Here is a 13,791-nt window from a genome sequence, read left to right as displayed (position 1 = left end):
TTTTATTTCACTAAACTGTTAAATGTAGGTGATGAGAATGAAAAGTTATGAGCAAGAAAATCAGACCTCTATCGACATGAAGTCGCTTTACAAACAATTGGTATCAGCCGGCAAAGCCTGCAATACCGGATGCGGAAGTTTGGGCTTTAATGGGTCATCTATTGAAAATCACATTAGTCAGGTCAGTACATGCTAAAACGAAAGATTACACAGTTGATTCGCCAGATATTCACCCGCCCAGAACGCAGCTGTCTCAAAGAAAGGCCGCAACTCTTATCGATTAATCGACGTGGCCATTCTTACATAAGTATGCCGTTTCCCGCGAATCGCAAGCGAATAGTCCATGATATTTTCCGGTACAGCAATCCCATGCTCGCCAGCATCACCTATATGATGAATATCAGCCCCGGCCATTTTATTTTTTAATGCCATTTGCTGAATCGTTTCTTTTGCCGCCCCTTCCTGGCTTGTGCCAATCGCCGTCAACGCCAATGCGCCCTGTTCATGGACTGTCTGAACGAGCTGATTCGATTTCTCGAGTGTCGTCCCCGGAACACTGCCGACTGAAGGCAAAAGAATCACGTCAGCGCCCGCCCGAGCGAATTCCGTCACCACGTCCTTGCTCACAATCCCAGTGCCTGCTTCATTTCTGACACCGGCGCCATGCATTTTTCCGGCGATGATCATGATGTCATCCTGAAAAATTTCTTTTGCCTGCCTGATCGATTTTAAAATCGCCGTGTTCGTAACACCTGTTTTTGGATTGCCCGTCAGGCAAATAAAATCCACACCCAGGTCTTTGGCCTTTTTCAGTGATTCAGGGATTGCAGTACGTCCTCCCGGCAGATTATCCAGCATCTCCGAACCATCTGCTCCAGGATCAACCGGCTCCAGATTAATACCGACAGGACGGCCAATCAATTTTTTTAACTCTGTAATGACTGTCAGCGGATTTTCCACAGAAACACCTTCAACATTAGGCTTATCAACGTCAATTAAGTTGAGCAAAATCAGATCCGCTCCGAAAGCTGCCGCATATTCCGCATTGGTCAAACCCGGATATAGCGGTGTCGTTGCACAAATCACTTCGGACAACACCACCCTGCCCTCTGATGCTTCAATAGCTTCTCTCAGCTGATGTCCATTCATTTCCATAAAATCAGATGCCGTGCAATTCAGCAATCGCTTCATTCACCGTAACACCCTTTCTATTTAATTTATAACTATCATCATACTGCAAATGCCAAAAAGGAACACCATGGGGCCTATTAAACTGTGCCTCACATTTAAAAATACTTAAAAGTGCATGTTATGTAAACATGCCTGGTTCGCACATTCTACTATTTATCCAATAGCAGTGATTCGTCTTCTATTATTATAATCGTATCTAACTTTAAAATGGGGGTATATGAAAAATTTTTTGGTGTCACCAAAACGGAATTTGTTTCGATTATAGAAATGAAAGTAGTTCCAGCTTGACTGTCGAAATAGTCCTTCGTTTAAAAGTATCTTCAAACAACAAATATCATAGGCTGACGAAACAGCAATTCCAAGCGGGAATAAGCAATACGAATATCACGAATCAATTCAATACCTGCCAAACTATGTTCATTTTCGACAGAAACTATGATAATATAATTGATTGTATTCTTATTGAAGTTTATTAAAAAAATTAAATAAGATTGCTTGGCGACAACTTGTTTTACAACATCGGATAACCTGCAAACATAAGAAAAACTGGCTTAAGAAAGGATGAACATCATGAACAAAAAAATAATCGATTGGCCAACTTTTATAGCTGCTATAATTCTATTACTTGCTGTTTCAATACCTTTAGCGGTTTTTCCGGAGACAGGCAAAGTAATTGTCAATTTGGCTAACGATTTCATGACCGAAAACTTTGGCGTTATTTACTTAATTTTTGGTTTGACTACTTTTGCTTTTTTGTTATTTGTCGCGTTCAGCAAAAACGGACATATCAAGCTTGGAGATCAAAATGAAGATAAAGAATTTGGTACGTTTTCCTGGGCAGCCATGCTATTTGCTGCCGGAATAGGGTCGAGTATCCTTTATTGGGGAATGATCGAGTGGGCCTTTTACTATGAGGGACCGCCCTTTGGTATTGAAAGTGGATCACAAAAAGCTATTGAATGGGCGCCGGCATACGGGATTTTTCATTGGGGTCCAATTGCCTGGGCAATCTATACATTGCCTGCACTGCCTATAGCTTATTTTTACTACGTCCGAAAAAAACCCGTTCTGAAAATAAGCGAGGCGGTCCGTCCGGTGCTCGGCAAAGCTGTCGATACGCCTCTTGGTAATACCATTGATGTGCTGTTCATGTTCGGACTTATGGGAGGCGCCGGGACAACACTGGCCTTAGGCACACCGATGATAGCACAAGGTGTTAACAATATCACGGGACTTCCGGCCAACCTGGCAACTAAGACTATTATCATGCTGGTATGCACAACTATTTTTGCGATTAGTGCCTATTCTGGGCTCCGGCGTGGCATAAAAATACTAAGTGACATAAATTTATGGCTTGCCATCTTTGTTCTTGCTTTTATATTTATTATGGGGCCGACTCTATTTATTAGTGAGACTACCTTTACAAGTTTGGGGCTGATTTTGAATAACTTTTTCAAAATGGCGACATGGCTTGAACCGCTTGCAAATGTTGAGGGCTTTTCGGAAACTGGTTTCCCGGAGACCTGGACCGTCTTTTACTGGGCCTGGTGGGTTGTGTATGCGCCGTTTGTTGGTTTATTCGTGGCACGTATTTCCCGTGGACGTACCATTCAAGAAATGATTGTCGGCACGATTTTGTACGGCACGATTGGCAGTGTTCTCTTTTTTGGCATCATGGGAAACTACGGACTGCATCTGCAGCTTTCCGGAGCCTTCGACGTTATCGGGTACATGAATGAAACGAGCCCGCAAGCTGCCATTATTGCTATTTTGGATCAATTGCCAATGGCTGGGATTATGGTGACTCTATTTACTATACTGGCCATCGTATTTCTTGCAACAACGTTTGATTCTTCTTCCTATATTCTTGCAGCGGTTGTGCAAAGGAAAGTTCAAAAAGAACCATTGCGGTGGAATCGATTGTTCTGGGCTTTTACACTTTGTCTGATGCCATTGGTTCTTATGTATGTCGGTGATTTACAGACATTACAAACAGCCAGTATCGTCGCCGGGTTCCCAGTTCTGTTTATTATGGGGCTCCTGGCCTGGTCTTTTATGCGGGCATCCAATGAAGATATCCGTGCTACCAAGGATTATCAACCGCCTACCATTCATATTGATCAGAAAGAAAAGCGGAAGAAGTAAAACCCTGCTAAGAGCAGGCGATGGAAATGACTGTCAAAACCATTTAGAATGGGAATCATTTAATTGTGAGAACACATAATACGTGATACATTTTTCATATGAGGTCAATCACAAGGAGGTATAACTCATGAAACATTGGCTGAACGAATCGAATCATACGGTTGTTTTTACCGGTGCCGGCATGTCTACGGAAAGCGGTCTGCCTGATTTCCGCTCGGCCAATCAGGGATTGTGGAATCAGAAAGATCCAAGCAAAATTGCCAGTACCGATGCATTGAACAATAATGTTGAGGCTTTCATCGACTTTTACCGGACGCGGGTGCAAAGTGTAAAGGATTATAAGCCGCATAAAGGGCACCAGATTTTAGCAGAATGGGAAAAGCAAGGACTTGTCCAGTCGATCATTACGCAAAATGTCGATGGTTTCCACCAGGAAGCAGGCAATCAAAATGTTGCCGAACTGCATGGCACCCTAACTAAATTGCACTGCCAGTCGTGCGGGAAAGAATACAACAGTGAGGAATACGTCAATCAGGAATACTATTGCGAATGCGACGGCATTTTGCGGCCTTCGATCACACTGTTCGGGGAAATGCTTCCACAGGACGCTTTCCAATTTGCGCTGGCTGAGTCAGAAAAAGCTGATCTGTTTATTGTGCTGGGATCCTCATTGAGTGTCACACCGGCCAATCAGTTTCCGTTGATCGCCAAGGAAAATGGTGCCAGGCTGGTGATTGTCAACCGGGATCCGACTGACCTTAACAAATATGCCGATGAGGTCATTCATTCAAGAGAAATCGGCGACGTGCTGGGAGAATGGGACAGCTGAGTTGAAGTTTGCAGCACTTCCTGAACGCCTTTTCCTCCGCCTGCCCCGCTGTCAACACAAGAATGCGGTCCATCCTCCAATTCATCGCGGACCCTCTTTTTCGCCTTTCATATACGACGGGAAGCTTGTTAGGATCGGGGATTTGTATTGTCTGGAACACCTGAAACTACATCTGCCTACAAAAATTGATCATGACTCGCATTCCCGCCCTTTTTTAAATCTAATTCAATCTCCCTTTCTGATAAATTATGTCGCATTATGTAATGTTTTGACTTTGTTTGTAGAATCTATTGCGTTTGATATCAGTAATGGACATAATAGTTTTTGTGCGCGTTTTTAAGTCAAAGGTCCCGATAATTTTACATATTATGAAAGGTGGATATATATGAAAGTTTTTGAAGCAAAACCGCAACAATCGGGGTTGGAAATGGCTATCCTGGCCAAACAAAAGGAAATGATTGAAGCGGGATTGACATATGGCTTAACAGATCAAAAAACAATAAGGTGCAGTCAGCAACTTGACAAACTTTTAAACATGTATAAAAGCAACAGGGACTTTGAGCTCACTGGATGATCCCTGAATCCGGACAAATGACTTGTATATTAAATCAGAATTACTGAAACCGGGACTTGATGGTATCAAGGTCATTTATAAATTGCTCAACTTCCTCCTGATTCAGACGGACGAGCACTTGATCATATAACGTCAGAACTTGTCCGTCCTCTTCGCGTCTGTTTTCAGTCAAATAATCGAAAAGTGCATTCAGCTGCTTTTTGCTAAGGATTGTTTCGGTAGAGAAATGCTTCACCTTTTGCAGTATAAATGCTTGAGCCCTCGAGTCAAATTCTCCGGAAACGATCTCTCCGTTTAGCGCCATAACTTCACTCCTGTATCACTCTCAGTCGTTCTGTTAGTTTATGTAAACTGTAAGATTTTAATCTATTTCGTTAACGGCTTGCCGTATGTTTGATTCGGTCATTTCCTTACGTTTTTTTGTCGTCAAAATAACACCGGAAATGACGACCAAAGCACCAGCAATCTTCATCAATGTGATCGTTTCATCGAGCCAAAGATATGCTCCGATCATCGTGACCACCGGCAGAAAGTTTAAAAATATTGAAGCTTGTGAAGCACCAAGCTTCCCCACAGCACGATTATAAAAAATGAGTGCTATAAACGATGGAAAAATGCCGAGATAAGTCAGTCCTAACATGTTTGACGGAATCTTTAATTCAGTTGGCACTCCTGTGATAAACCATTCAACCATAACAATGGGCAGCAGCACAACTGCTGAAATACCGCTCATGACGAAAAGAGCTCCGAATTGCGGGAACAAATGCATATATTTATTTACCAGAATGGAATAGACCGCCCATGATATAATTGCACCGATCATAATGGCATCGCCGATATTCCAGTTCATAGCTGCGAGCGAGAAAATGTTGCCATCCAGCACGACCCAAACAGCACCCAACAAAGATATAAGCACCCCTAATAATTGCACGTTACGGAGTCTTTCCTTTAAAAGGATGGCACTCAGGACAACCGTTGCAACCGGAATAACCGCTTCCAGAACGGACACATTCGCAGACGTTGTAAACTGCAGCGCACTATAAATGAACGTATTGAAAAACGTAATCCCTGTTAATGTCATGATCAAAAACGGTTTTTTATATTTCAAAAACTTATGACGATATCGCCAGGCGCTGCGCAGACCTAAAGGCAGTGTAACGATAAACGCCACCGCCAGACGGAAAAACGCAATCGTGAATGGCGGCAGCTCATTAATCGCCCTTCCCGTTAGAATATTCCCCGCATAAAAAATCACCACAAAAAGCATCATGATGTAAGCATAGACCATGGAACCCCTCTTTTTATAACACTTAAAACATTGGCTTTTATCATCAATTAATTCTAATAACACTTGTATTGTCCTCGTTAAATATCAGTAAGTATAGATTATTGTAACATAACCACCTGACTTCTTTTTTTGAAAATTCCTTCTTGACATTCAAATATAACTGGTGTAATCTGTTCATTAATCTCATAATTGAATTAAAACATTCTTATCCAGAGAGGCGGAGGGACTGGCCCTTTGAAGCCTCAGCATCGGTCTATGACTGTGCTAATTCCAGAAGGCGTAATGCTTACAGATAAGAAGAGTGATGATGAATTTCAAACCTCTTCTTATCTGAAGAGGTTTTTTACGTTTCCGTTATTGATTCGGTTATCAATCACCTTGTATCCAAAACCAAATTTTAACAGAAAGAGGGTATGACAATGACTCAAACTGTAACAAAAGCACCATTCCGTGCAGACCACGTTGGAAGTCTGCTGCGCCCTGACCGGCTGCATGAAGCTAGAAGTGAATTTCAAAACGGCACGATTTCCGCCAACCGGTTACGTGAGGTGGAAAACGAAGAAATCAAACGGGTTGTTGACAAGCAAATTGAAGCGGGGTTGCAGGCTGTAACTGACGGTGAGTTCCGACGGACATGGTTCCATCTTGATTTCATGGAGCATCTGAACGGGTTTGAAGGCTATGTTCCTGAACACGGTTATGCATTTCAGGGCCAAGAATCGGAAAAATATAATGTCCGGAATTCGGGTGACATTTCCTTCAATCCGGACCATCCGTTTCTTGGAGATGTCAAAGATTTGATTGATATCGTGGACGGAAGATCTTCCGTAAAATTTGCCATCCCAAGTCCGAATATGTTTTTTAATGATGGGATCAGAAACCCTGATATTTACCCGGATCTGGAGAAATATGCTGAAGATATCATCCAAACATACCAGGATGCGGTTCAGGCGTTTTACGACGCGGGTCTTCGCTACCTGCAGTTGGATGATGTATATATTGCAGGACTTGCGGCAGACAGCGTGCCTTGGAATGAGGACTCCGGTGATGCCCGGGATTTTCTGATTGATTTGGCTGTCCGAGTCCTGAATGAAAGCCTTGCGAAGAAACCGGACGATTTAACCGTTACGGTACATCTTTGCCGCGGCAATTACCGCTCAACATGGGCATTTGAAGGCAGTTATGACCGTATTGCCCCAAAACTGTTTGCGAAGGGTAAAGTAGATGGATTTTTCCTTGAATATGATGACGAGCGTTCAGGGGGATTCAACCCACTCAAATACATTCCGGAAGATGGGCCGCGTGTTGTGCTCGGTGTGGTGACATCGAAAACGGGCGCATTGGAAGACAATAAAGACGTGGTTGACCGCATCAAAACAGCATCAGAATATGTCCAGTTGAACCAGCTGTGTCTGAGTCCGCAATGCGGCTTTGCTTCCACCCATCACGGCAACGAACTGAGTGAAGAACAGCAATGGGCAAAGCTGAAATTCATTGTGGATGTGGCAAAAGAAGTTTGGGGATAACGAAAAAACAGCTTGCAGATGATTTCTGCGAGCTGTTTTTTGCTCCCATAAAATTGCCGCTAAACTGTTCCGCCTATAATTGGAATTTCATTGAGTAATTGTTTGTCAAAGTTTGGCAAGTGTATAATTTATCGTTTTTTCCCTTTATTTCGTCTGTTGCGCTCATTCAATTTAATGACGACACCTTGAACAACACGCGTATCGTCATCCACTTTTCCTTCGTTTTCTTCCTCCTGCAACCCCCACATTTTCAACAGGTAAAACAGAGCGACCGAGTAACTGGACAACTGCAGAAATTTCAGCACACCGCCTGCCAGCTGCTGATCATAAACAGCTGTCAATGCAGGAAGCAGTTCGCCGGAAACCGCTGTGTAGGAGGTATACATCGGATCCTGTATGACCAACAGGAAAATACCAATCGGCATTAAAAACAATGCGGTGAAAAATACATAGGCCACACGCATGAAATAGCTATGATCGGATATTTCCCTCGATGGCTGAATGATGATCCACCATGTAAGAAGTGCGAATGTCACGAGCAATACCTCATAGAGAAACTGCAGCAGCGCATTTCCAGTAACGGCATTAAAAACCGACGGGATAAGGAATACCGTGACAAGGCCATTGAATACGACCGCCAGCGGCCATGGATGCGCAAATAAGAATTTGGCAATTTTTGACCGTTTGTGACGCCAGAAAAAGATTTTCAGATATGCTTTCGGGAAACTCAGAATAAATAGCGGCGCCACAATAAAGGCCATCGTAGACAACTGAAATACCAGCGCACTGACCAAATAATCATCAGCAGCCAGAGCAAATGGTGACCCTTCCACAAGATAGAATAAAATGACTGCTGAGAAAAAATAAGTCTTATGCTTACTTGTCACGTTATAGTGAGGTGATCTGATAATTGTTTTTCCATACCAATAACAAAGCAGCACCGCCGTCACCAGAGTAACGGGGCTAACCAGTTCATACCACGCATAATCGGCAAGTAAAGAGCCCATTCTGAATCACCACCATTCTTTCGCCGGCTGGCTTTTGTCCCTTTTAGTTTACCAAATTATGAAGAAAATTGATACAAATCACTTTCGAATTGCGGGATGAGCTTACTACGCCGCACTTCACATTAGTGTCCATTTCGATCGAGTATTAGCGGGAACTTTGGCAGTGCCAAGGTGTTTCCGCTTCACTCAATTATTTTTCCAGGATTCAAAAGATCTTCAGGATCGAGTGCCTGCTTAATTTTGCGCATGACACCGAGCGCCTCACCGTGTTCACGTTTCTGATATTTCTGTTTGCCTGTGCCGACACCATGTTCGCCGGTGCAGGTACCGCCGCGCTCGAGTGCGTAACCGACAATCCGTTCGTTCACCTGGTTGGCACGCTCAATATCATCCGGATTGTCCGGGTCAAGCATCAGCAGAATATGATAGTTCCCGTCACCAACATGTCCGACAATGCCGCCGGAAAGCCCTGATTCGCCAATGGCTACTCTTGCATCTTTAACCGCACCGGCCAATTCGGATATCGGCACACAGACATCGGTGACCATTTGTTTTCTGCCCGGGTGATTATGAATGAATGCATAGGCTGCATTATGCCGGGCCTCCCACAGTTTGTTACGTCCGGCGGTTTCCGTTTCGAATTCAATCTGCCGGCAGCGCATGTCACTGACGATTTCCTCCATGAACGCAATATCATGCTTCAGGCCTGCTTCATTACCGTGCAGTTCCAAAAATAATGTCGGTACTTCACTATAATCTGTTTCACTATACCGGTTCATTTGCTTAATCGATTCTTCATCGACCAATTCCACACGGGCAATTGGAATACCGGCTTGCATGATGGCGATGACAGCATCAACTGCATCATCCACACTGGTAAATTCCGCTCTGGCAGCCATAATATGCTCGGGAATCCCGATGACTTTCAGTGTCAGCTCGGTAAAACAGCCAAGTGTCCCTTCCGAACCGATAAAAAGTCCGTTCAAGTTGTAGCCGGACGACGATTTTGCCGCCATGCTGCCGGTATGTATAATGGTGCCATCTGCCAGTACAACTTCCATATCACGCACATTGTCCCGCATAATGCCATATTTGACCGAAGTTGTCCCGCTCGCGTTGGTCGATGCCATGCCCCCAAGCGTTGCATCTGCACCGGGGTCAACTGTGAAAAACAGGCCGTACTTTTTTAACTCTTTGTCCAGCTGCGACCGGGTGACACCAGGCTGCACCTTCACAAGAAAATCATCCTCGCGAACTTCCAGCACTTTGTTCATGTTGGCAAAATCAATCACAATCCCACCGTGCTCCGGGATGACATTGGCCTCAAGACTGGACCCGTAGCCATATGGCACAACAGGTATTTCGTACTTATTTGCCAGTTTAACCGTTTCACTCACTTCATCTGCATTTTCCGGAAACACAACAATATCCGGCAAATGCGGTGTGTGATATGATTCATCCGAGCTGTGCTGCTCCAGCATCGTCTGATTCGTGGTAACACGATCTTTTGCCAAAACTTGCTGCAATTCCTCCACCAGTTTTGTGTTCGTTTGTGTCCCCTCCATAAATACATTCCCCCTATTGTTTTTGCCTTATCCTTTACTCCGCATGTAACTGGCAGTAAGACCCCCTCTTCATGACGATGAGGTGAAAACAAAGAAGATTAGTCGGGAATTCAACTGCCAGGAAATGTCCGATTCGGCTCAACTAACATTCAGTGGCGGCAAAGCGCACCACTGAATGAAGTTTCACTTTAGCGGGCCTGTGAGATTTGAATCAGGTTGCCGCACGTATCATCAAAAATCGCAAATGTGACAGGTCCTGCTTCAGTCGGCTCCATCGAAAATTCCACATCGTGCTCCTTCAAGCGATCATATTCCTTATTAATGTCATCAACGACAAATGATGTGATTGGGATTCCCTGTTCATAAATCGCTTTTTGATAAGCCTTTGCCGCATCGTTTTCATTTGGCTCCAGGAGCAGTTCAACCCCATCCGGCTCTTCCGGCGATACAACGGTCAGCCATTTAAAGTCCCCTGCCGGCATATCCATTTTTTTCTGGAACCCAAGAACTTCCGTATAAAATTGCAAGGCTTTCTCCTGATTTTCTACAAATACACTTGTGATTTTAATCCGCATGTCGATCCTCCATTCAGTTATTTCTATTATAGCAGGAATGTTGGAATATTTTAAAGTTGCTATCAAAAAACGTCCCCATATCCATTCTGAAATGATTATGGAGACGTTTTGGATGATGTTTTTTTATGGAACCAAGTAGAATCAACCTCAGCATACCCCTCAGCATGATTCAACTGCTGTATCGCAGTAAAATCATCGTCATGAAATGGACGTACCTTTACTTGTTGATTGATTTTTTAATGTCAGCTCCATGTCTGACTTCCTTTCCAAGGTTACTTGTATTGATTGGACTAATTGTGAACTTTGGCGATTTAATTGTGAACTCCAGCGAATTTCCTGTGAACTTTGGCGAATTCCACGTCGGCATCGAACGCCTCCTCCCCCATTCAATCACTCACTACGATATCCGCGTACCATTCGCAACCGGTTCATCCGGTCTCAGCAGCACAACGTCATCTTCCTCCTGGACACCGCCAATGACCAGAACTTCAGATTTGTATCCGGCAATCCGCATCGGCGGGAAGTTCACGACACCGACAACCTGGCGTCCCTCCAGCTCTTCCGGCTCATATCTCCGGGTAATCTGTGCCGAGGATTGTTTCGTTCCAATCGCCTCACCAAAATCTATCTCCAGTTTAATGGCCGGCTTTTTGGCTTCCAGAAAAGGTTCAGCCTTTAAGACCGTACCAACACGCATTTCAATTTCCATAAAGTCATCAATCGTAGCCAACGTAAATCCCTCCAAATAATTTTCCTGCGGGACAACCATGCCCCAATTAACAATTTCGCGAAAGTGCTTGTATATTCCTGCTTTTTTGCCGTAACTGAGCAAAAAATTCTATATTAAGCTTTTAATATGACAAATAACGGCTATCATTATATAATAAAAATAAGAATAAATTCCTTAAGGGGAGTAGCTTTTACAGCAAAGCCGTCATTTCGGAGTGGACCTCATATTCCCGGCTTTGCTGGCAACGGACAGTTGTTAGCAAGACCTTGCCATTCGAATCGGCAGGTCTTTTTTCATACCATGGAGCATTTTGATCGGCACAACCTGAAGCCGATTCACGATATAAACTTGTTTAAATCATTTTTGAGGAGCGGAGAAGATATATGAATCAATTCATGTCCAAAGGGATGCCCACATTCATTGAGAAGGAACTGGAGATTATTGATGAGCTGGTCAAACCAAAACTCAAGAAAAGTTCCAAATATATGTTTGTTGCCCTTCCTTTATTGAGTATTTCGATTATCAATCTATTTTTCATGCTGGTTATTGAAGGGTACAGTCAAGACATGATGCTTGCGCTGGGCATCTACGCCTTGTTAGGTGCGATTGGTGCCGCACTGTATAAAGAATCCAAGCATATGAATAAAGAAATACGGCAAATCGGGATGGATCATATCATTAAGCGGATTAAGGAAAGCGAGCATGTGAATGATTATATGAAAAATCAGTACATCAATAATGTGAAAGCCAAGCCAAAATTCAGCATGCAAACCTTCTTTAACTTCCTGTCAGAAGAACACCGACGGAAAAAAATGATGGAAAACTGAAGTTCCAATGGAGAACCCCACATCATGGGATTCTCCTTTTTTTACTCTGCCATTTTCCCCAAAATCACTTGAGGTTGACCCCCCGGGTATCACGGTGACATTCTCTTTTACAATTTACCAATGCCGTAAAATCTGCATGATTTCCACCAAAATACTTAATTCTTATGTTAATTCCCCTTTCAATCTATTTTATAATGACTATAGCAAATTCTATCCACACAGTTGAATGATTTTATGATTTGATTCGTCTAATAATCAGAGGACAATAAGACGGGAGGTTGGTGCTCCGTTGGAAGAACTCGTCGAGCAATACCGAAACAACCAAATCGATAAAGATCAGCTGATCCAAACACTGATGACTCAATACGGGGCACAGGTCACCAGACTGGCCTACTCCTATGTCAAAGATGTACAGATTGCGGAAAATATAGCACAGGAAGTTTTTATTAAATGCTATAAAAAGATGCATCATCTTAAGAAAAACACGGCTGTTAAAGCCTGGATCAACAGTATTACCGTCAATAAATGCAAAGACCATTTCCGGAGCGGGTGGGTGAAAAACCTTAATCTGAATGCCAAGTTTATGCACCGGCTCCGGGGCACGGCTCCGTCTCCGGAAACAGAGCTGTCACAAAGAATTCAACATGACGAACTGACGGAAGAAGTCCTAGCGCTGCCTTTCAAGTACAGAGAAGCGATTATCTGTTATCACTTTCAGGAAATGTCGATCAATGAAATCAGTGCATTATTGAAAATCAAAGTACCGACAGTCTCGTCCCGATTACGAAGAGGACGTCAAATGCTGAAGGAAAGACTGGAGGGAGACCGGAAATGAAAGACAGACTTAACGATTTTTCCAAAAAATCCACTTTGAATGACATCCAATTCTCGGAAAAGAGTCGTCAGCAGGTGATGCAGCGCATATCTGCCATCAATAAAAAGCGCAGGTACGCAGGTTGGGGGAAAACAACATTAAGTGCAGCTGCATTAATCATCTTATTGATGATTCCCGGTTATTTCGTCATCGATTCGCTTCAGAATCAGACGTCAACGCCGGAAGAAAATTTGGCTGTGGAGAAAGACCAGGCTGTTACCGAAGAAGCATCTGAAATCACACCGGAAACGCCCCCGGTTGAAGAGCTGGAAAAACGGTACCGTGATTTGGTCGATCCGGAAATCGACGGACTCGAGGTAGTCAATTATAATAGTAAGGATGAATTAATCAACACGTTTACCGAGGTCATGAGTCAAAATCTGGCTGAACAAACTGCTGACGATTTTTTCCGGGAAGCTGACGGAGATTTGTATGTAAGTGAATCTGACAAACCGGTATATTTCAGTACAGAAAATGACTACGACCTGACCAAAAACAGCGATACACAATTTGAACTTGCCCAGACGGTGGAAAACCAGCTAAGCGGACGATACCGAATAAATATTACCTATCAATACCAGGATGATCACTGGACTATCCGGGAGCGAAAGGTGAATTTTCCGGAAAGCCAATAAAAAGACAATTAACAACCCAGGAGGT

General features: G+C 43.5%; 15 protein-coding genes and 1 riboswitch. Of the genes, 7 read left to right on the top strand and 8 right to left on the bottom strand.

The features are described 5' to 3' along the window. Positions 1-273: 273 nt before the first annotated feature. A complete protein-coding gene (locus VK097_RS00710; RefSeq protein ID WP_324209877.1) occupies positions 274-1,191 on the bottom strand; it encodes a DUF7916 family protein in 918 nt (305 codons plus the stop codon). A 570-nt stretch (positions 1,192-1,761) separates the two neighbouring features. Here VK097_RS00710 and VK097_RS00705 point away from each other — a divergent pair. From VK097_RS00705 to VK097_RS00695, 3 genes are all read left to right on the top strand, one after another. Further along, positions 1,762-3,336: a BCCT family transporter gene (locus tag VK097_RS00705; protein ID WP_324209876.1), complete on the top strand. Its 1,575-nt coding sequence runs from the start codon at positions 1,762-1,764 to the stop codon at positions 3,334-3,336. Positions 3,337-3,463: 127 nt separating this feature from the next. Beyond that, complete coding sequence (locus VK097_RS00700) at positions 3,464-4,165, top strand: NAD-dependent protein deacylase (protein ID WP_324209875.1); 702 nt, start codon at positions 3,464-3,466, stop codon at positions 4,163-4,165. Positions 4,166-4,550: 385 nt separating this feature from the next. After that, complete coding sequence (locus VK097_RS00695; RefSeq protein WP_324209874.1) at positions 4,551-4,739, top strand: aspartyl-phosphate phosphatase Spo0E family protein; 189 nt, start codon at positions 4,551-4,553, stop codon at positions 4,737-4,739. Positions 4,740-4,779: 40 nt separating this feature from the next. On the opposite strand, the gene VK097_RS00690 is transcribed toward VK097_RS00695, so the two are convergent. Both VK097_RS00690 and VK097_RS00685 read right to left on the bottom strand, forming a co-directional pair. Then, on the bottom strand, positions 4,780-5,043 hold the full coding sequence (locus tag VK097_RS00690) for a hypothetical protein (protein ID WP_324209873.1): 264 nt from the start codon (positions 5,041-5,043) through the stop codon (positions 4,780-4,782). Positions 5,044-5,100: 57 nt separating this feature from the next. Then, a complete protein-coding gene (locus VK097_RS00685) occupies positions 5,101-6,027 on the bottom strand; it encodes a DMT family transporter (RefSeq protein WP_324209872.1) in 927 nt (308 codons plus the stop codon). A gap of 202 nt (positions 6,028-6,229) precedes the next feature. Beyond that, a riboswitch (SAM riboswitch) is annotated at positions 6,230-6,326 on the top strand. Between the two features lie 120 nt (positions 6,327-6,446). Between VK097_RS00685 and VK097_RS00680 the strand changes: the two genes are divergently transcribed. After that, complete coding sequence (locus VK097_RS00680) at positions 6,447-7,553, top strand: 5-methyltetrahydropteroyltriglutamate--homocysteine S-methyltransferase (protein WP_324209871.1); 1,107 nt, start codon at positions 6,447-6,449, stop codon at positions 7,551-7,553. 128 nt (positions 7,554-7,681) lie between these two features. Here VK097_RS00680 and VK097_RS00675 read toward each other — a convergent pair whose 3' ends face one another. From VK097_RS00675 to csaA, 5 genes are all read right to left on the bottom strand, one after another. Beyond that, positions 7,682-8,560 (bottom strand): cytochrome c oxidase assembly protein, encoded by an 879-nt coding sequence (locus VK097_RS00675; protein WP_324209870.1) that lies wholly within the window; start codon positions 8,558-8,560, stop codon positions 7,682-7,684. A gap of 182 nt (positions 8,561-8,742) precedes the next feature. After that, entirely contained in the window at positions 8,743-10,125 is a 1,383-nt protein-coding gene (locus VK097_RS00670) for an FAD-binding oxidoreductase (protein ID WP_324209869.1), read from the bottom strand. A gap of 188 nt (positions 10,126-10,313) precedes the next feature. Next, complete coding sequence (locus VK097_RS00665; protein WP_324209868.1) at positions 10,314-10,700, bottom strand: VOC family protein; 387 nt, start codon at positions 10,698-10,700, stop codon at positions 10,314-10,316. A gap of 217 nt (positions 10,701-10,917) precedes the next feature. Beyond that, entirely contained in the window at positions 10,918-11,067 is a 150-nt protein-coding gene (locus VK097_RS00660) for a hypothetical protein (RefSeq protein WP_324209867.1), read from the bottom strand. 30 nt (positions 11,068-11,097) lie between these two features. Continuing rightward, complete coding sequence (csaA, locus tag VK097_RS00655) at positions 11,098-11,430, bottom strand: chaperone CsaA (RefSeq protein ID WP_324209866.1); 333 nt, start codon at positions 11,428-11,430, stop codon at positions 11,098-11,100. A 383-nt stretch (positions 11,431-11,813) separates the two neighbouring features. Here csaA and VK097_RS00650 point away from each other — a divergent pair, with 383 nt between their 5' ends. The 3 genes from VK097_RS00650 to VK097_RS00640 all read left to right on the top strand — a co-directional run bounded on the left by VK097_RS00650 (position 11,814) and on the right by VK097_RS00640 (position 13,766). After that, entirely contained in the window at positions 11,814-12,257 is a 444-nt protein-coding gene (locus tag VK097_RS00650; protein ID WP_324209865.1) for a DUF5392 family protein, read from the top strand. Between the two features lie 289 nt (positions 12,258-12,546). Then, positions 12,547-13,092, top strand: coding sequence for a sigma-70 family RNA polymerase sigma factor (locus tag VK097_RS00645; RefSeq protein WP_324209864.1), 546 nt, complete (start codon positions 12,547-12,549; stop codon positions 13,090-13,092). Then, the gene (locus tag VK097_RS00640) at positions 13,089-13,766 is read left to right on the top strand and encodes a hypothetical protein (RefSeq protein WP_324209863.1); all 678 of its coding nucleotides are present in this window, start codon (positions 13,089-13,091) and stop codon (positions 13,764-13,766) included. The genes VK097_RS00645 and VK097_RS00640 overlap by 4 nt, the downstream gene beginning before the upstream one ends. Positions 13,767-13,791 lie beyond the last annotated feature (25 nt).

The sequence above is a fragment of the Lentibacillus sp. genome (genome assembly GCF_035301675.1).
In the GTDB taxonomy this organism is placed as follows: domain Bacteria; phylum Bacillota; class Bacilli; order Bacillales; family Amphibacillaceae; genus Lentibacillus.
Note: the sequence above shows the minus strand (reverse complement) of the source record. Positions and strands in the feature narration are given on the sequence as shown.